15 protein-coding genes are annotated in these 16,644 nt (G+C 71.6%); 4 read left to right on the top strand and 11 right to left on the bottom strand.

Going from position 1 to position 16,644, the window contains the following annotated elements; genetic code table 11:
* A complete protein-coding gene (locus ABS41_RS06030) occupies positions 1–2,919 on the bottom strand; it encodes a ligand-binding sensor domain-containing diguanylate cyclase (protein ID WP_290591923.1) in 2,919 nt (972 codons plus the stop codon).
* Positions 2,906–3,475, bottom strand: a complete 570-nt coding sequence (orn, locus tag ABS41_RS06025; protein WP_290591921.1) for an oligoribonuclease — start codon at positions 3,473–3,475, stop codon at positions 2,906–2,908. The genes ABS41_RS06030 and orn overlap by 14 nt, the downstream gene beginning before the upstream one ends.
* 65 nt (positions 3,476–3,540) lie before the next feature.
* Between orn and ABS41_RS06020 the strand changes: the two genes are divergently transcribed.
* Positions 3,541–4,005 carry a DUF2721 domain-containing protein gene (locus tag ABS41_RS06020; RefSeq protein WP_290591919.1) on the top strand — a complete coding sequence of 155 codons (465 nt, stop codon included), beginning with the start codon at positions 3,541–3,543 and terminating at the stop codon, positions 4,003–4,005.
* On the opposite strand, the gene tadA is transcribed toward ABS41_RS06020, so the two are convergent.
* From tadA to folD, 8 genes are read right to left on the bottom strand one after another with little or no spacing between them, the layout of a single operon-like run.
* Positions 4,006–4,491, bottom strand: a complete 486-nt coding sequence (gene tadA, locus ABS41_RS06015; RefSeq protein WP_290591917.1) for a tRNA adenosine(34) deaminase TadA — start codon at positions 4,489–4,491, stop codon at positions 4,006–4,008. It abuts the gene before it with no gap.
* Positions 4,488–6,056 (bottom strand): glutamine-hydrolyzing GMP synthase, encoded by a 1,569-nt coding sequence (guaA, locus tag ABS41_RS06010; protein WP_290591915.1) that lies wholly within the window; start codon positions 6,054–6,056, stop codon positions 4,488–4,490. Before guaA ends, tadA begins: the two co-directional genes overlap by 4 nt.
* 9 nt (positions 6,057–6,065) lie before the next feature.
* Complete coding sequence (gene guaB / locus ABS41_RS06005; RefSeq protein WP_290591913.1) at positions 6,066–7,523, bottom strand: IMP dehydrogenase; 1,458 nt, start codon at positions 7,521–7,523, stop codon at positions 6,066–6,068.
* A gap of 31 nt (positions 7,524–7,554) precedes the next feature.
* Positions 7,555–8,841, bottom strand: coding sequence for a TRAP transporter large permease subunit (locus tag ABS41_RS06000; RefSeq protein WP_290591911.1), 1,287 nt, complete (start codon positions 8,839–8,841; stop codon positions 7,555–7,557).
* Positions 8,838–9,329, bottom strand: coding sequence for a TRAP transporter small permease (locus tag ABS41_RS05995; protein ID WP_290591909.1), 492 nt, complete (start codon positions 9,327–9,329; stop codon positions 8,838–8,840). Before ABS41_RS05995 ends, ABS41_RS06000 begins: the two co-directional genes overlap by 4 nt.
* The gene (gene dctP, locus ABS41_RS05990) at positions 9,330–10,316 is read right to left on the bottom strand and encodes a TRAP transporter substrate-binding protein DctP (protein ID WP_290591907.1); all 987 of its coding nucleotides are present in this window, start codon (positions 10,314–10,316) and stop codon (positions 9,330–9,332) included.
* Between the two features lie 12 nt (positions 10,317–10,328).
* Positions 10,329–11,213 (bottom strand): TRAP transporter TatT component family protein, encoded by an 885-nt coding sequence (locus ABS41_RS05985; RefSeq protein WP_290591905.1) that lies wholly within the window; start codon positions 11,211–11,213, stop codon positions 10,329–10,331.
* 23 nt (positions 11,214–11,236) lie between these two features.
* The gene (gene folD / locus ABS41_RS05980) at positions 11,237–12,112 is read right to left on the bottom strand and encodes a bifunctional methylenetetrahydrofolate dehydrogenase/methenyltetrahydrofolate cyclohydrolase FolD (protein WP_290591903.1); all 876 of its coding nucleotides are present in this window, start codon (positions 12,110–12,112) and stop codon (positions 11,237–11,239) included.
* Between the two features lie 39 nt (positions 12,113–12,151).
* Between folD and ABS41_RS05975 the strand changes: the two genes are divergently transcribed.
* Positions 12,152–12,454, top strand: coding sequence for a DUF1244 domain-containing protein (locus ABS41_RS05975; RefSeq protein WP_290591901.1), 303 nt, complete (start codon positions 12,152–12,154; stop codon positions 12,452–12,454).
* A 63-nt stretch (positions 12,455–12,517) separates the two neighbouring features.
* Here ABS41_RS05975 and ABS41_RS05970 read toward each other — a convergent pair whose 3' ends face one another.
* Positions 12,518–12,865: a hypothetical protein gene (locus tag ABS41_RS05970; RefSeq protein ID WP_290591899.1), complete on the bottom strand. Its 348-nt coding sequence runs from the start codon at positions 12,863–12,865 to the stop codon at positions 12,518–12,520.
* Between the two features lie 140 nt (positions 12,866–13,005).
* On the opposite strand from ABS41_RS05970, the gene ABS41_RS05965 reads away from it, so the two are divergent.
* Both ABS41_RS05965 and ABS41_RS05960 read left to right on the top strand, forming a co-directional pair.
* Positions 13,006–13,863: a hypothetical protein gene (locus ABS41_RS05965; RefSeq protein ID WP_290591897.1), complete on the top strand. Its 858-nt coding sequence runs from the start codon at positions 13,006–13,008 to the stop codon at positions 13,861–13,863.
* Positions 13,847–16,330, top strand: a complete 2,484-nt coding sequence (locus ABS41_RS05960) for a cation-translocating P-type ATPase (RefSeq protein WP_290591895.1) — start codon at positions 13,847–13,849, stop codon at positions 16,328–16,330. The genes ABS41_RS05965 and ABS41_RS05960 overlap by 17 nt, the downstream gene beginning before the upstream one ends.
* Positions 16,331–16,644 lie beyond the last annotated feature (314 nt).

The raw sequence follows: 16,644 nt of genomic DNA, 5'->3' as shown, positions 1-16,644 counted from the left end.
TCAGCCGGCCACGCGATTGCGGCCGGCGTTCTTGGCTTCGTAGAGGCGCTGGTCGGCCAGCGACACCATCTTCTCCTGGTGCGCGAGAGCGCCGCGGTCGGCCAGGCCGATGCTGGCGGTCACCGTCAGGCCCGGGGCGATGTCGCTGCAGTCGATGGCTTCGATGGCTGCGCGCAGTTCCTCCGACAGCGCCCGCGCCTGCGCCAGGCCCGTGGCCGGGAACAGCAGCGCGAACTCCTCGCCACCCCAGCGCGCCACCTGCACCTGCGGCCGGGTGCGCAGCACCGCCGCCACGCGCCTGAGCACGGCGTCGCCGGCGTCGTGCGAAAAGCCGTCGTTGATGCGCTTGAAGTGGTCGATGTCGAGCAGGCCAAAACTCACCGGCCCGCCACCCGTGACCGCGCGCCGCCAGGCCGAAGCCAGCGACTCCTCCATGCTGCGCCGGTTCGGCAGGCCGGTGAGGCCGTCGGTGCGCGAGAGCTGCTCGAAGACCTCGCTTTGCTTGCGGATGGTTTCGTTCTTCTGCTCGAGCTCGGTGTTCTTTTCGCTCAGGGCGCGCGTGCGTTCGTCGACCAGGCGACTGAGCTGGCTCTCCCTGGCCTTGAGCTGGCCGACGCGGGCGCGGTACAGCCCGAACAGCACGAGCGCCATCAGGCTGCCGGCCGCCGGCAGGAACCAGGGCCGCTGCCAGAAGCGCGGCTCGATCTCGAAGCTCACCGAGGCCGTTTCCGGGCTCCAGCCGCTGCCGCGCTGGGCGGCGCTGACCTGGAAGCGGTACTTGCCCGGCGGCAGGTTGGTGTACTGGGCGTTGCGGTGCTGGTTCCGCTCGACCCAGCCGTTGTCGAAGCCCTCGAGTCGGTAGCGGTAGCGGATCTGCTCGGGCGTTCGGTAGCTCAGGCTCACGTAGTCGAGCTCGAGCTTGCGCGTGCCCGGCGGCAGCACCAGCTCGCCCTCGGCATTGGTGCTGCGGTCGTCCACGCGCAGGCCTTCGATCACCACCGGCGGCGGGGCCAGCTGGTAACGCGGCAGTTCGTCGGGCTGCACCACCGCCACGCCCTTGGCCGTGGCCACCCAGATGCTGCCGTCGGCCAGGCGCAGCGCGGCCGGGCCGGCGCCGCCGTTGCACTGGGCGCTGCCCATGCCGTCGGCCTCGGCGAACTGCTGGTACTCGAGGCGGTTGGCGCGGCCGTCGGCGCTGGCTTCCATGTCTTCGCGGCGCACATAGATCACGCCGGCGTTGGAGGTGAGCCAGAAGTTGCCGTAGCTGTCGACCACCACCTGGAACACCGCGTCCACCGGCAGGCCCTGGCTGCCGCCGACGATGTCCAGGCGCTGGCCGCGGTAGCGCAGCACGCCGCGGTCGGTGGCCAGCCAGAGCGTGCCATCGGCGTCCTCGTGCATGCCGAATACGTCCTGCGCCTCGTCCATGCCGGAAATGTCGAGCCGGGTGATGTCGTCACCCAGGATGCGCGCCGCGCCGTTGGACGTGCCCACCCAGACCGCCCCGTCGGAAGCCGCGAACAGGCTGAGCACGAAATCGCGCGGCAGGCCGTCGCGCTCGCCCAGCACGCGGTCGCCGCCGGGCCCGCCGCGGCGCAGCAGGCCGCGCGAGGTGCCGATCCAGAGCTGCCCCTGGGCATCCTCGACCACCGCGCGCACCTGGTTCGAGGGCAGGCCCGAGCCTGCCAGCAGGCGCTCGCGCACCGCGCCGTCGCGCCAGCGCGCCAGACCGGTGGAGTACGTGCCCACCCACAGGTCGCCATTGCGCGCCCGCGCCAGGCTCAGCACCGAGTCGCGCTCGAGGCCCGCCAGCGGCTCGGCGCGCTCGTCCTGCCAGCGGTCGAGGCCACGGCTGGTGCCCACCAGCACTTCGCCGTCCGGGCCCTCAAGCAGGGCGCGCACGTAGTCGTCCGACAGGCCGTTGTGGCTGTCGATGGTGACGAAGGGCGTGTCGGCAAAGCGCATCAGGCCGGCGTTGGTGCCGACCCAGAGGTTGCCTTCGCGGTCATTGAACACCGAGGCGACGCGGCTGTTGGGCAGGCCGTCGGAGACCCCGTAGCGTTCCAGGCCGCGGGTGCCCAGGCGCATCAGGCCGCTGTCGACCGTGCCGATCCAGAGCGTGCCCTGCTCGTCCACCTCGAGGCTGGCGATGGCCACGGGCGGGACGTCCGGGTGGGCCAGCGCGAAGCGCCCGCCCTGCCCCACGTACAGGCCTTCTTCGGTGCCGGCATAGAGGCGCCCGTCCGGCGCCAGCGCCAGGCTGAAGACCGCGCCACGCGGCAGGCCGGCGTCGGTGCCGAAGGCCTGTACGCGGTCGCCTTCGATGCGGGCGATACCCTGCCCCGTACCGACCCAGACCGCGCCGCCACCATCCTCGAGCAGGGCGTAGGTCACCTCGGACGGCAGGCCCTGCGTGGCGGTGAAGCTGGTGGCGCGGTCGCCTTCGATGCGGGTGACGCCGCGGCTTTCGGTGCCGACCCACAGGCGGCCGGCGCGGTCCTCGATGGCGGCGAAGGTTTCGTCCTGGGCCAGGCCCTCGGCCTGGGTGTAGGTGACCCAGCCGGTCTCGCGCATCACGCTCACGCCGCCGCGCGAGGTGGCCACCACCAGCGAGCCGCTGGGGCCGACGCTGACCGCGCGGATGCCGCTGTCGCGCAGCGCTTCGACGTTGTTGCGGCCGAAGCTGCGGAACTCCTGGCCGTTGTAGCGCACCACGCCTTCCCAGGTGGCGAACCACAGGTAGCCCTCGGGCGTCTGGGCGATGGCGTTGACCTGGTTGTGCGGCAGGCCGTCGCGGGTGGTCCAGACTTCGCGGGCGTAGCTGTCGAGCGGCTTGGCGTCGAGCGCGAATGCCGGTGCCGCCGGCAGCGCGGCCAGGAAGGCGAGCAGCGCGCCGGCAAAATGCTCAGCGCGGCGCATCGGGCGAACCACCGAGCCGGCCCATGTGGGCGCGGTAATGCGCCAGTTCCCTGACCGACTCGCGGATGTCGCTGAGCGCGGTGTGTGCACCAACCTTGGTCACGCCCGCCAGCACCTCCGGCGACCAGCGCCGCGCCAGTTCCTTGAGCGTGGAGACGTCGAGGTTGCGGTAGTGGAAGTAGCGCTCGAGCCGCGGCATGTGCCGCACCAGGAAGCGCCGGTCCTGGCAGATCGAGTTGCCGCAGATCGGCGACTTGCCGGCCGGCACCCAGTCGGCGAGGAAGGCCACGGTCAGGGCCTCGGCCTGGGCCATCGTGACCTGGCTGTCGAGCACGCGCTGCCACAGGCCCGAGCGGGTGTGGGTGCCGCGGTTCCATTCGTCCATGGCCTGCAGGCGCTCGAGCGGATGGTGGATGGCCAGCTCCGGCCCTTCGGCCAGCACGTTGAGCTGGCTGTCGGTCACCAGCGTGGCGATCTCGAGCACCGAATCGGCGTCCGGGTCCAGGCCGGTCATCTCCAGGTCGATCCAGATCAGGTTGCTTTCGTTGGCAGGCATGCGGCGGGCGGCACCAGGGCGGGTTTGACGGCATCATAACCGCCACCCCACGCGCCAAGGCAGCCATGTTTCCGGACGGACCGCTCGACCACTACCGCATCCTCGGCTCGATGCTCGCCCCCGCCCTGCTGATGGCGGCCACCGGCTCGCTGCTGATCTCGGCCAACAACCGCCTGGCGCGCGTGGTGGACCGCCTGCGCTCGCTGCTGGGCCAGTGGGAAGCGCTGCCGGCGCCGCAGCGGACGGTGCTGGAAGTGCAGATCCGCCGGCACCGGGCCCGGGCCACCCACGTGCTGCGCGCCTGCGTGCTGCTCTATGCCTCGCTGGGCTGCTTCGTAGGCACCAGCCTGGCGCTCGCGGTGGACGCCTTCAGCGGCTTCGCCCTGGGCCTGGCGCCGACCCTGCTGGCCGTGGCCGGGGTGCTGAGCATGCTGCTGGCCAGCCTGTTCCTGGGCCTGGAAGTGGTGATGGCGGTGCGCAACTTCGACGCCGAGCTGGACCTGGAGATGAGCCGCCGCGGCGGCGGCTGACTAAAGCCCGGGCTTGGCGCGCTTGCGCCGGAAATACTCGGTCAGGCGCTGCCCCGCCTCCTCGCCCAGCAGCCCGCCCTCGGCCTGCAGGCGGTGGTTGTGGCGCGAATCGGTGAGCAGGTTGAACACGCTGCCGGCGGCGCCGGTCTTGGGGTCGCTGGCGCCGTAGACCACGCGCGCGAGGCGGGCGTGCACCATGGCCATCGAGCACATGGCGCAGGGCTCGAGCGTCACGTACAGGGTGCAGCCCGTGAGTCGGTAGTTGCCCAGGGCCTGGCCGGCACGGCGCAGGGCGACGATCTCGGCGTGGGCCGTGGGGTCGTTCTCGGTGATGTTGCGGTTCCAGCCCTCGGCCACGAGCTGGCCGTCGGGGCCGACCAGCACCGCGCCCACCGGCACCTCGCCCTCCTGCTCGGCCCGCTCGGCCAGCGCGAGGGCGTGGCGCATCCAGCGCGTGTCATCGGCGCTGAAGTCGGCCTTCTTCATTCCCACTCGATGGTCGCGGGCGGCTTGCCGCTGATGTCATAAACAACACGAGAAATATCTCGTATCTCATTGATTATACGGCGGGAAACCGTGTCCAGGAAGTCGTAGGGCAAATGCGCCCAGTGCGCCGTCATGAAGTCGATGGTCTCGACCGCACGCAGGGCGATCACCCACTCGTAGGCGCGGGCGTCGCCGACCACGCCCACCGACTTCACCGGCAGGAACACCGCGAAGGCCTGGCTGGTCTTGTCGTACCAGCCGGACTTGCGCAGTTCCTCGATGAAGATGGCATCGGCGCGGGCGAGCAGCTCGGCGTACTCTCGCTTGACTTCGCCCAGGATGCGCACGCCCAGGCCCGGGCCCGGGAAGGGGTGGCGGTAGACCATCTCGCGCGGCAGGCCGAGCTCGACGCCGATGCGCCGCACTTCGTCCTTGAACAGCTCGCGCAGCGGCTCGACCAGGCCCAGCTTCATGTGCTCGGGCAGGCCGCCGACGTTGTGGTGGCTCTTGATGACGTGGGCCTTGCCGGTCTTGGAGCCGGCCGACTCGATCACGTCCGGGTAGATGGTGCCCTGGGCCAGCCACTTCACGTTGCTCAGCTTCGCGGCTTCTTCCTCGAAGATCTCCACGAACAGCCGGCCGATGATCTTGCGCTTGGCCTCCGGGTCGGAGACGCCGGCCAGGGCCGCGAAATAGCGGTCGGCGGCGTTGACGCGGATGACCTTCACGCCCATGTGCTCGGCGAACATCGCCATCACCTGGTCGCCTTCCTGCCAGCGCAGCAGGCCGGTGTCGACGAACACGCAGGTGAGCTTGTCGCCGATGGCCCGGTGCAGCAGCGCGGCCACGACCGACGAGTCGACGCCGCCCGACAGGCCCAGCAGCACCTCGTCGTCGCCGACCTGCTCGCGCACGCGCTGCACCTGGTCCTCGATGATGTTGGCGGCGGTCCAGAGCGTCTCGCAGCCGCAGATGTCCACCGCGAACTGGCGCAGCATCTGCTCGCCCGACTTGGTGTGGGTCACCTCGGGGTGGAACTGCACGCCGTACCAGCGCCGGGCCTCGTCGGCCATGGCGATGATGGGCACCGCATGGGTGCGGCCGACCACGGTGAAGCCCGGCGGCACGCGGGTGACGCGGTCGCCGTGGCTCATCCACACGTCCAGGCGCGGCGGGCTGCCGGCGTGGTCCTTGAGGCCGTCGAGCAGCGCGCAGTCGGCCGTGACCTCGACCTCGGCGTAGCCGAACTCGCGGTCGTGGCCGGCTTCCACGTGGCCGCCGAGCTGCATGGCCAGGGTCTGCATGCCGTAGCAGATGCCCAGGATCGGCACGCCGGCGTCGAACACGGCCTGCGGCGCGCGCGGCGAGCCGGCCTCGGTGGTCGACTCGGGGCCGCCCGAGAGGATGATGCCCTTCGCGCCCCAGGCCGCGATGTCGGCCGGGTCGTGGTCCCAGGCCCAGATCTCGCAGTACACGCCCAGCTCGCGGATGCGGCGGGCGATCAGCTGCGTGTACTGCGCGCCGAAATCGAGGATGAGGATCTTGTCGCCGTGGATATCGGTCATGGGGCGGGCTCAGCTCATCCTGTAGTTCGGCGGTTCCTTGGTGATCTGCACGTCGTGCACGTGCGCCTCGCGGGTGCCGGCGTTGGTGACGCGCACGAACTTGGGCCGCGTGCGCATCTCCTCGATGCTGGCGCAGCCCACGTAGCCCATCGACGCGCGCAGGCCGCCGGCCAGCTGGTGCACGATGTTGCGCACCGGGCCGCGGTAGGGCACGCGGCCCTCGATCCCCTCGGGCACGAGCTTGTCGGCGTCGGAGGCGTCCTGGAAGTAGCGGTCCTTGCTGCCCAGCTCCATCGCGCCCAGCGAGCCCATGCCGCGGTAGCTCTTGTAGCTGCGGCCCTGGAAGAGCTCGGTCTCGCCCGGGCTTTCCTCGGTGCCGGCGAACAGGCCGCCGATCATGATGCAGCTGGCGCCGGCCACCAGGGCCTTGGCGATGTCGCCCGAGTAGCGGATGCCGCCGTCGGCGATCAGCGGTATGCGGCCCTTGAGCGCATCGGCCACCATGCCCACGGCGGTGATCTGCGGCACGCCCACGCCGGCGACGATGCGGGTGGTGCAGATCGAGCCCGGGCCCACGCCCACCTTCACGGCGTCGGCGCCGGCGTCCATCAGCGCCAGCGCGGCATCGCCGGTGACGATGTTGCCGCCGATGACCTGCAGCTTCGGGTAGGTCTTCTTCACCCAGGCCACGCGGTCGAGCACGCCCTGGCTGTGGCCGTGGGCGGTGTCGACCACCACCACGTCCACGCCGGCGGCCACCAGCGCCTCGATGCGCGCCTCGGTGTCGCCGCCCACGCCGACCGCGGCGCCGACCAGCAGCTGCTCGTCGGCGTCCTTGGCGGCGTTGGGGTTGTCGCGCGCCTTCTGGATGTCCTTGACGGTGATCAGGCCGCGCAGCGCGAACGAATCGTCCACCACCAGCACCTTCTCGATGCGGTGCTTGTGCATCAGCGACAGCACCTCGTCGTCGCTGGCGCCCTCGCGCACCGTGACCAGCTTTTCCTTGCGGGTCATGATGTTCTTGACCGGGTCGTCGAGCTTTTTCTCGAAGCGCATGTCGCGGCTGGTGACGATGCCCACCAGCTGGCCGCCCTCCACCACCGGCACGCCGGAGATGTTGCGGGCGCGGGTGAGCTTGATCACCTCGCCGATGGTGGTCTGCGGCGTCACGGTGAAGGGCTCGCGGATGACGCCGGCCTCGAAGTTCTTCACCTGCTGCACGTGCGCCGCCTGCTGCTGCAGCGACATGTTCTTGTGGATGATGCCGATGCCGCCCATCTGCGCCATGGCGATGGCCAGGCGCGCTTCGGTGACGGTGTCCATGGCCGCCGAAACGATCGGCAGGTTCAGCCGGATGCCGCGCGTGAGCTGCGTGGCGAGGCTGACGTCCTTGGGCAGGACCGCGGAATGGGCGGGAACGAGGGAGACGTCGTCGAACGTCAGCGCTTCGGCCTGGATGCGCAGCATGGAGCGGCTCCGGGATAGAGGAAGCCCGGCATTATAACTGTTGGAGGGCCAGGCTGAGGGCGGGCCACCAGGTCAGGAGGGCCACGGCCAGGCCCAGCACCACGAAGAATGGCAGGCAGGCCCGTACCAGGGTGCCGATGGGCTTGCCGAAGCGGTAGGCGGCGATGAACAGGTTCATGCCCACCGGCGGGGTGAAGTAGCCCAGCTGCAGGTTGGCCAGCATCACGATGCCCAGGTGCACCGGGTGGATGCCGAAGGCGGCCGCCACCGGCATCAGCAGCGGCGTGAGGATGACGATGGCCGAGAAGATGTCCAGCAGCATGCCCACAGCCAGCAGGAACAGGTTGAGCCACAGCAGGAACACCCAGGGGCTGTCGACGTGCTCGCTGAGCAGCTCGAACAGGCGGGTCGGCACCTCCTGGTCCACCAGCCAGTTCGACAGCGCCAGCGCCGCGCCCAGGATCATCAGGATCGCGCCCACCAGGCGCATCGATTCAGCCATCACCCCGGGCAGTTTCGCCAGGCTGATTTCCTTTTTAATCCAGACAGTTACGATAAGAACATAAAGTGCCGTCACAGCCGCGGCTTCGCTGGCGGCCAGCGCGCCGGAGTAAATCGCGCCCAGCACGATCACCGGCAGCGGCAGCTCCCAGGCGCATTCGGCCAGGGCGGCGCGCAGTTCGCGCGGGTCGAAGCGGTGCCGCGCCCGTTCGATGCCCCGCCCCGCCCACATCGCATGCAGCGACAGCATGGCGATCATCACCAGGCCCGGCAGCAGGCCGGCCAGGAACAGGTCGGGGATGGTCACCGGCGTCGGCCCGCCCACCTGCCCGGCCACGAAGCCGTAGACGATCAGCGGCAGCGAAGGCGCGAACAGCAGGCCGAGGCTGCCGGCGGCGGTGACCAGGCCCAGGCTGTAGCGCTCGGAATAGCCCGCCTCGCGCAGGGCCGGATAGAGCAAGGCGCCCAGGGCCACGATGGTCACGCCGGACGCGCCGGTGAAGGCGGTGAACAGCGCGCAGGCGACGATGGCGACGATCGCCAGCCCGCCCGGCAGCCAGCCCAGCAGCGCGTTCGACAGCCGCACCAGCCGGCGCGGCGCCCCGCTCTCGCCCATCAGGTAGCCGGCCAGGGTGAACAGCGGGATGGCGACCAGGCCGGGCATGTCGCCCAGCCGGTAGAACTCCACCGCCACCACCACCAGGTCGTAGCCGGCGAGGTGGAAGCCCAGGAGCGCCACCGCCAGGATGACCGCGAACAGTGGCATGCCCAGCGCCGCGAGCAGCGCGATCAGGGCCAGGCCGAGGCCCAGGCTCATGCCCCGCCCTCCGCGGCCGGCGGTGGCTCGGCCACGGCCGACAGCGCGAAGCGCAGCGCCATCAGGCCGAAGCCCGCCGGCAGCGCCAGCATCGGCACCCAGCTCGGGATGGCACCGACGAAGGGCACGGGCGCCTCGCGTTCGATGCCCACCAGGCCGCTACCCAGCCAGGCCAGGTAGGCGCAGCACGCGGCCGCGCCGAGGTGGGCGATGGCCCAGGCCACGCGCCGCGCGGGCGGCGGCAGCAGCCGCGGCAGCGCGTCGATGGCGATGTGCCGGTGGCCGCGGGTGGCGCCGAGGGCGCCGAGCAGGGCCAGCCAGAGCACGCCGGCGCGCGAGAGCGGTTCGGCCCAGGCCAGGCCGGTGTCGAAGAACACGCGCAGCCCGATCTGCGCCAGCGAAAGCAGCAGCAGCGCGCCGAGCAGCCCCGCCAGCAGGCCGTCCTCGGCCCGGTGCAGGCGGGCCAGCCAGCGGGCGGCGACGCCCACTCAGTTCGCCTTGGGAGCGGCCACGGCCTGGCGGATCGCCGCCAGCAGGGCCGGCGAGATTTCGCCGCTGGCGCTCATGCGCGAGATCACCTGCTCGCCGGCGGCGCGCCAGCGCGCGGCCTCGGCCGGGTCCAGCGCGTTCACCGACATGCCCTGCTTCTTCATCGCGGCCAGCGCGCCTTCGTTGTCGCGCTGCACGGTGGCGTCCATGCGCCGGCCGGCGGCGTCGAAGGCCCGGGCCACCACCGCCTGGTCGGCCGGCGAGAGCTTCTTCCAGGCCTTGTCGTCGAGCACCAGGTAACCCACCACGAAGGTCAGCGGCAGGTCGGCCATGTGCCGGATCTTGCCGTGCCACTGCAGCGCCACGGCGCCGCTGGGCGTGTTGGCCACGGTGTCGACCATGCCGGTCTGCAGGCTGGTGAACACATCGCCGATCGGCAGCGGGATCGGGCTGACGCCAGCCGCCTGGAAGGTGCGGATGGCGACGGTGTCGTTGGCCGGCACCCAGAGCTTGATGCCGGCGGCGTCGGCGCGGGTGCGCAGCGGCTTGTCGCCCATCAGGTAGGCGAAGCCCACGCCCGAGACGCCCAGCATGCGCAGGCCGCGCTCCTCGAAGCCTCGGGCCAGCATCGGGTCGGCCACGGCGCGGGCGCGGGCCACCTCGTCCCAGGACGAAAACAGGAACGGCAGGCTGTAGGCCTGGGCGTCGGGGTAGACCAGCGAAAGCTCGCTGGAGGTCAGCACACCGCCCTGCAGCTGGCCCAGGCGCATCTTGCGCATCACCACCGCATCGTTGCCCATCACGCCGCCGGGATAGAACTTCACTTCCACCCGGCCTTCGGTGCCCTGCTTCACTTCCGCGGCGGCGGCGCGCAGTTCGCGCATCCAGGCCGAGCCGTCGGGCGCGAGCGTCGCGATCTTGAGCGACTGCGCGGCGGCCAGCGGGGCCAGCAGCGACAGGAGCAACAGCATCAACAGGCGGGACATGGGATCTCCGGGTCAGAAGTAGTCGCGGCCGCTTTCCACGAGCGCCTTGGCGCGCTCCTGGGCCAGCACGTTCATCAACGTAAAGCCGGGCTCGCGCGGGTCGGCCGCAAGCACTTCGGCGAGCAGGCGGTCGTGCAGGGCCTGGTCGAAGACCAGGCGTGCATAGGTTTCGGCGAACAGGGTCTTGGCGTAGAGGTTGCGGTCGTTGCTGGCGGCGATGGCGGCCTCGAAGTGGCCGCGGCCGCGTTCGGGCTGGCCGCCGACGGATTCGGGGCGCAGCGAATCGAGCACGCCCAGGTAGACGCGGGCCATGCCGCGGTCATGCGTGGGCTCGATCGCCACCACGCGCTCGAGCAGGGCCTGCACCTTGGGCAGGTCGGCGATGGCGCCCCAGTCGTCGCGGTTGGCCTGGATCTGCGTGGCCCAGGTCGAACCCAGCGCGTACAGGCCGGCGACGTGCCCGGCCGGGGCCGCGGCCACGGCCTGCTCGAACGGCTCGACCGGGCCGTCGAGCGCGGCGCACAGCGCGGCGTCCTGCAGGCAGGTGCCGCGGCGCGCGTAGTCCATGGCCTTGGCGGCCAGGCGGCGGGCGCGCTCGGCGTCGTCGCCGGTGAAGCTGCCGGCGTAGGCGCCATTGAGGCCGGCGGCCGAAAACAGCAGCGGGGCATTGCGCGCCTTGCCGGGCGTCTGGCCCTGGATCATCGCGTCCACCAGCAGCAGGTAGGCCGGCAGGCCGTCGCGTACCGTCGCCGGGTCGTTGCTGTCGTAGACGGCGCTGCGCAGCTGGCCGGCGAACTGGTCGCCGGCGCGGCCGACGACCGCCGCGCAGCCCGGAAGCAGCAGCGCCAGCAACAGGCCGGCGAGGAGGGCTTGGAAACGGGCGAGGCGCGTGCTCATGGTTCGGGCCCCAGTGTGCCGGTTCAACGTGACGCCGGCGTGGCGTCGAGCGCGTCGGCGGCCTCGAGCGTGTTCTGCATCAGCGTGGCCACCGTCATCGGGCCGACGCCGCCGGGCACCGGGGTGATCCACGAGGCCCGCTGCGCGGCCGCCTCGAAGCCCACGTCGCCCACCAGTCGGCCGTCCTCGAGCCGGTTGATGCCCACGTCGATCACCACCGCGCCGGGCTTGACCCACTCGCCCGGCACGATGCCCGGCCGGCCCACCGCCACCACCAGGATGTCGGCCTCGGACACGTGCCGCTGCAGCACGTCGCGCGGGGTGAACTTGTGGCAGCAGGTGGTGGTGCAGCCGGCGATGAGCAGCTCGAGCGCCATCGGCCGGCCGACGTGGTTGCTGACGCCGACGATGGTGGCGTTCTGGCCGCGCACGGGGCGGTCGGTATAGGCCAGCAGCGTGGTGATGCCGCGCGGCGTGCACGGGCGCAGGCCGAACTGGCGCAGGGCCAGGTGGCCGACGTTCTCCGGGTGGAAGCCATCGACGTCCTTGCGCGGGTCGATGCGGTGGATGAGCTGGCTGCCGTCGCGGCCGCCGGGCAGCGGCAGCTGCACCAGGATGCCGTGGATGGCCGGGTCGGCATTGAGGCGGTCGATCAGTGCGGCCAGCTCGTGGTCGGGCGTGTCGGCCGGCAGGTCGTAGTCGATGGCGCGGATGCCCACCTTGGCCGCGGCGCGGCGCTTGTTGCGCACGTACACCGCCGAGGCGGGGTCGTTGCCCACCAGCACCACCGCCAGCCCTGGCGCCGGCTTGCCCGCGGCCAGGCGCGCGCGAACGCGCAGGGCGAGGTTGTCGAGGAGGTTGTCGGCAATGCCCTTGCCGTCGAGGATGCGGGCGCTCATGGCAGGATTATCCCCGAAGCCCAACCTGCCCCGCCACAAATGACCGACACCGACCGCACCGCCCTCGAGGCCGCCGCCTTCCGCCGACTGCTGGCCCACCTGCGCGAGCGCAGCGACGTGCAGAACATCGACCTGATGATCCTGGCGGGCTTTTGCCGCAACTGCCTGGCCGACTGGCTGCAGGAGGCCGCCGGCGAGGCCGGGTTGCCGATGGACCGCGCACAGGCCCGCGAGCACGTGTACGGCATGCCCTTCGAGGACTGGAAGGCCCGGCACCAGCGCGAAGCCACGCCGGAGCAGCTGGCCGCCTTCGAAGCCAGCCGGCGCCGCCACGGCGCATAAAAAAACGCCCCGGCCGCGAGGCCGGGGCGTGCAATTCCCACTGACGGGAAGGAGAGAGACGGATCAGGCGCGCTTGCGGGCACGCTTGGCGGCCGGGCGCACGGCGCGGCGCGGCTTGCGCCCGGCCGGCTTGGCCTTGATGAAGCGGGCCTCGAATTCGGCCTGGGCGCGCTCGGCGATGGCCTCGGCCTGGCCGCGCAGCCTGGCGACCTGGCGGCCGGCCTCGATGGCGGCGGCATCGGCGCTCTCGCGCAGGGTTTCGACGCGGGCGGCGGCGGCCTCGAGCTTGCGCAGGGCTTCGCGGCGGGTCACCACGACGGCGCCGAGGCCGGCGAGCAGCACGGTGCGCGGGGTGACCGGGGTGGCCTTGGGGGTGGCGGTGCGACGACGGGGGGTGGTCTTGCGGGTCATGGCAGGCCTCTCTGGCGGGGCCGGAACGGCCCTTTTCGGGGACCAGTGTGTGCAGCGCGGCCAGAGCTTTCACACTAGTCCCGTCTTGCGGGTCGCGCGTGGCCGGGCGATGCTGGCTGCATCCCGACAGGAGCCTGACGATGGCCACCAAGAAGTCCGCCTGGGCCAAGTTCCCCCACGCCGCCAAGGCCTACGACTACCCGGGCGACAAGCTCGCCAAGGCCTGGGCGGCGCTGCACGCCGGCGACGCCGAGCCCTTCCCCGACGACAAGCGCGCCGCCGCCCTGATCAAGGCCGCCGGCAAGGCCGCGCCCAAGGGCGTGGATGCCGCCGCCCTGGCCGAAGCCCTGCAGGAGGCCTGGCGCGACTTCCACCGCGGCGACTTCCAGCAGGCCTTCGAGGCCGGCCAGGCCCTGGGCCCGGTGGGCGCCTCGGTGGCGTGCAAGGCCTTGGCCATCCATGCGTCCTACCTCGTGGACGACGAGGACGAGCAGCTCAGGCGCTACGAGCAGGCCGGCAAGCTCGCCGAGGCCGCCATCGCCGCCCTGCCCGGCGAGGCCAACAGCCACTACCGCTTCGCCCACGCCATGGGCCGCTACAGCCAGGGCATCTCGATCGCCAAGGCGCTCAAGCTCGGCCTGGCCACCAAGGTTCGCAAGGCGCTCGAGCAGGCGCTCGAGCTCGCGCCCAAGCACGCCGAGGCGCACACGGCGCTGGGCCTGTACCACGCCGAGATCATCGACAAGGTGGGCTCGATGATCGGCGGCCTCACCTATGGCGCCAAGGCTTCCGAGGCGGAAAAGCACATCGCCACCGCGCTCAAGCTCACGCCCGCTTCGCCCATCGCCCACGTCGAGCACGCCAACCTGCTGCTCCTGCTGCACGGCGACAAGCGCGAGGACGATGCCGCGGGCGCGTTCGAGAAGGCCGCCAAGCTCAAGCCGCGCGACGCGATGGAGGCCCTGGACGCCGACTTCGCCCGTGCCCAGATCGAGTGATCAGCGCGGGCTGAGCGAAGCCGAGGCGGCCAGCCGCCTCGCCCGTTTCGGCCCCAACGAGCTGCCGCCGCCCCCGCGGCGAGGCCTCGGCCGCATCGCCCTGCAGGTGATGGCCGAACCGATGTTCCTGCTGCTGGCGCTGGCCGCCGGCGCCTACCTCGTGCTCGGCGAGCCGGCCGAAGGCGCGCTGCTGGCGACCTTCGCCGTGGTCACCATCGGCCTGGTGGTGGTGCAGGAGCGCCGCAGCGAGCGCGCCATCGAGGCCTTGAGGGCACTCGGCGCGCCGCAGGCGGTGGTGCTGCGCGACGGCCAGAGCCGGCGAATTCCCGGCGCGGGCGTGGTGCCCGGCGACGTGCTGGTGCTCGAGGAAGGCGCCCGCGTGCCCGCCGATGGCCGCCTGCTCTCGGCGCGATCGTTGGCGCTGGACGAATCGCTGCTCACCGGCGAAAGCGTGCCGGTGGACAAGCAGGCCGGGGCGCAGGACGAGAGCGGCGAAACCTTTGCCGGCACCCTGGTGGTGGGTGGCACCGGGCTGGCGGAAGTCACGCGCACCGGCGCCGCGACGCGCAACGGCCAGATCGGCCAGGCCCTGGCCGGCATCGACATCGAGGCCACGCGCCTTCAGCGCAACACCAAGCGGCTGGTGCGGCTGTTCGGCGTGCTGGCGCTGGCCGTGAGCCTGACCCTGCTGCTAGTGCACGGCGCGCTGCGCGGCGAGTGGAGCGAAGGCCTGCTCTCGGCGATCGCCGTGGCGATGGCGATGCTGCCCGAGGAGTTCCCGCTGGCGCTGGCGGTGTTCTTCGCGCTCGGCGCCTGGCGCCTGGCCCGCGCCGGCGTGCTGGTGCGGCGCGCGGCGGTGGTGGAGACCCTGGGCGCGGCGACGGTGCTGTGCGTGGACAAGACCGGCACGCTCACCGAGAACCGCATGCGCGTGGCCTGGCTGCACGACGGCCGGGACGAGGCGCACCCGGACGGCATCGCGGGCATTCCATCCGGCCTCGCGCCGCTGCTCGAGACCGCGGTGCTGGCCAGCCGAGCGCATTCGATGGACCCCATGGACCGCGCCCTGCAGGCGCTGGCGCCCGCCGCGCTGGCCCAGGCCGAGGCCGGCCACCTGCCGGTGTCGCCCGGATTGCCGGCGCAGACCGTGGCCCACGCCCTGCCCGGCGGTGGCTTGCGCGTGGCCACCAAGGGCGCGCCCGAGGCCGTCGCCGCCCTCTGTGGCCTGCAGGGCGAAGCGCTGGCCCGGGTGCATGAACTCGCCACCGACGCCGCGGCCCGGGGCCTGCGCGTACTCGGCGTGGCCGAGGGCCACTGCGAGGGCGCCCTGCCCGCCGATGCACACGCGCTGTCGCTGCGCTGGCTCGGCCTGGTCGGCTTCGAGGATCCGCTGCGCGCTTCGGTACCAGCCGCCGTGGCCGAGGCCCGCGCCGCCGGCCTGCGCGTGGTGATGATCACCGGCGACTACGCGCCCACCGCGCGCGCCATCGCCACCCAGGCCGGGCTCGACGGTGCCGGCGACGTGGTCAATGGCGCCGAGCTGGCTGCGATGGACGACACCGCGTTCGAACGCGCCTGTCTACGCACCACCGTCTTCGCACGCATGCGCCCCGAGCAGAAGCTGCGCCTGGTCGAGGCGCTCAAGGCCCGCGGCGAGGTGGTGGCGATGACCGGCGACGGCGTCAACGACGCGCCGGCGCTCAAGGCGGCGCACATAGGCATCGCCATGGGCCAGCGCGGCACCGACGTGGCCCGCGAGGCCGCGCCGATGGTGCTGGTGGAGGAAGACTTCGGCCTGATCGTTTCGGCCGTGCGCCAGGGCCGGCGCATCTTCGACAACCTGCGCAAGGTGATGCTCTACATCGTCGCCATCCACGTGCCCATCGCCGGCCTGGCGGTGCTGCCGCTGCTGCTGGGCCTGCCGCCGCTGCTGCTGCCGGCGCACGTGGTGCTGATCGAGATGGTGATCGACCCGATGTGCTCGATCGCCTTCGAAGGCCAGCCGCCCGAGCCCGACCTGATGCAGCAGCCGCCGCGGCCCTTGGCCGAGCCGCTGGTGGGTGCGAGCCAGCTGCTGCTGGGCGCCGCGCTGGGCAGCGTGCTGCTGGCGGTGTGCCTGTGGCTCTACTTCGGCGGGCTCGGCGCCGGCCTGGCCGTGCCGGAGGCGCGCAGCCTGGCGATGCTGGCGCTGACGGCCGGCAACCTGGCCCTGGTGCTCAGCCTCTCGCGCCGCCGCGGCGCCTGGAGCCGCGCAAGCAATCGCGCCTATGGGCTGATCTCGCTCGCCACCGCCGCCGTGCTGGCCGCCTGCCTCGGGGTGCCGGCGCTGCGCGAGCTGTTCGATTTCGGCCTGCCGGCCTGGCGCGACGGCCTGCTGGCGGTGGGCCTGGGCGTGGCCGCCGGCCTGGTGCTGGAACTAGCCAAACCCCTGCCCCGGGTGCAGCGCCTGCTCGGCCGCCAGGCCTGAGCGCGGACTGGGATACTCTCAAGGCAGGAGTCACATGGGGACGCGGGTGCAACAGCAGTCTCAAGCATCACACGCTCGCACCTGAAGCTCTCGCCGAAAAGGGGTAGAAATGACTGACATCAAGTTAGCTATTACTTATCCACTTGACGCAATCTGGAAAGCTCTTGCTTCAGTACCAGACGTAATCTGGTCGGGCGTCACGGGCGCGGTAATCACGTAAGCTTCCCCGGTCAGTAGACACCCGATAAGTAGAACTTTCTGGCATCTTTTTCCCGCCAGGAGGTTTGCATGAAGAAGTCGAAGTTCACCGAGAC

It is taken from the genome of Arenimonas sp. SCN 70-307, from assembly GCF_001724815.1.
GTDB lineage: Bacteria > Pseudomonadota > Gammaproteobacteria > Xanthomonadales > Xanthomonadaceae > Arenimonas.
The sequence above is the reverse complement of the archived record's forward strand: the minus strand, read 5'-3'. Positions and strand labels throughout refer to the sequence as shown.

Excerpts from the sequence above, each read along its gene's own strand:
- ABS41_RS06030 (WP_290591923.1), bottom strand. The coding sequence starts at position 2,919 with ATGCGCCGCGCTGAGCATTTTGCCGGCGCGCTGCTCGCCTTCCTGGCC.
- orn (WP_290591921.1), bottom strand. The coding sequence starts at position 3,475 with ATGCCTGCCAACGAAAGCAACCTGATCTGGATCGACCTGGAGATGACC.
- ABS41_RS06020 (WP_290591919.1), top strand. The coding sequence starts at position 3,541 with ATGTTTCCGGACGGACCGCTCGACCACTACCGCATCCTCGGCTCGATG.
- tadA (WP_290591917.1), bottom strand. The coding sequence starts at position 4,491 with ATGAAGAAGGCCGACTTCAGCGCCGATGACACGCGCTGGATGCGCCAC.
- guaA (WP_290591915.1), bottom strand. The coding sequence starts at position 6,056 with ATGACCGATATCCACGGCGACAAGATCCTCATCCTCGATTTCGGCGCG.
- guaB (WP_290591913.1), bottom strand. The coding sequence starts at position 7,523 with ATGCTGCGCATCCAGGCCGAAGCGCTGACGTTCGACGACGTCTCCCTC.
- ABS41_RS06000 (WP_290591911.1), bottom strand. The coding sequence starts at position 8,841 with ATGAGCCTGGGCCTCGGCCTGGCCCTGATCGCGCTGCTCGCGGCGCTG.
- dctP (WP_290591907.1), bottom strand. The coding sequence starts at position 10,316 with ATGTCCCGCCTGTTGATGCTGTTGCTCCTGTCGCTGCTGGCCCCGCTG.
- ABS41_RS05985 (WP_290591905.1), bottom strand. The coding sequence starts at position 11,213 with ATGAGCACGCGCCTCGCCCGTTTCCAAGCCCTCCTCGCCGGCCTGTTG.
- folD (WP_290591903.1), bottom strand. The coding sequence starts at position 12,112 with ATGAGCGCCCGCATCCTCGACGGCAAGGGCATTGCCGACAACCTCCTC.
- ABS41_RS05975 (WP_290591901.1), top strand. The coding sequence starts at position 12,152 with ATGACCGACACCGACCGCACCGCCCTCGAGGCCGCCGCCTTCCGCCGA.
- ABS41_RS05970 (WP_290591899.1), bottom strand. The coding sequence starts at position 12,865 with ATGACCCGCAAGACCACCCCCCGTCGTCGCACCGCCACCCCCAAGGCC.
- ABS41_RS05965 (WP_290591897.1), top strand. The coding sequence starts at position 13,006 with ATGGCCACCAAGAAGTCCGCCTGGGCCAAGTTCCCCCACGCCGCCAAG.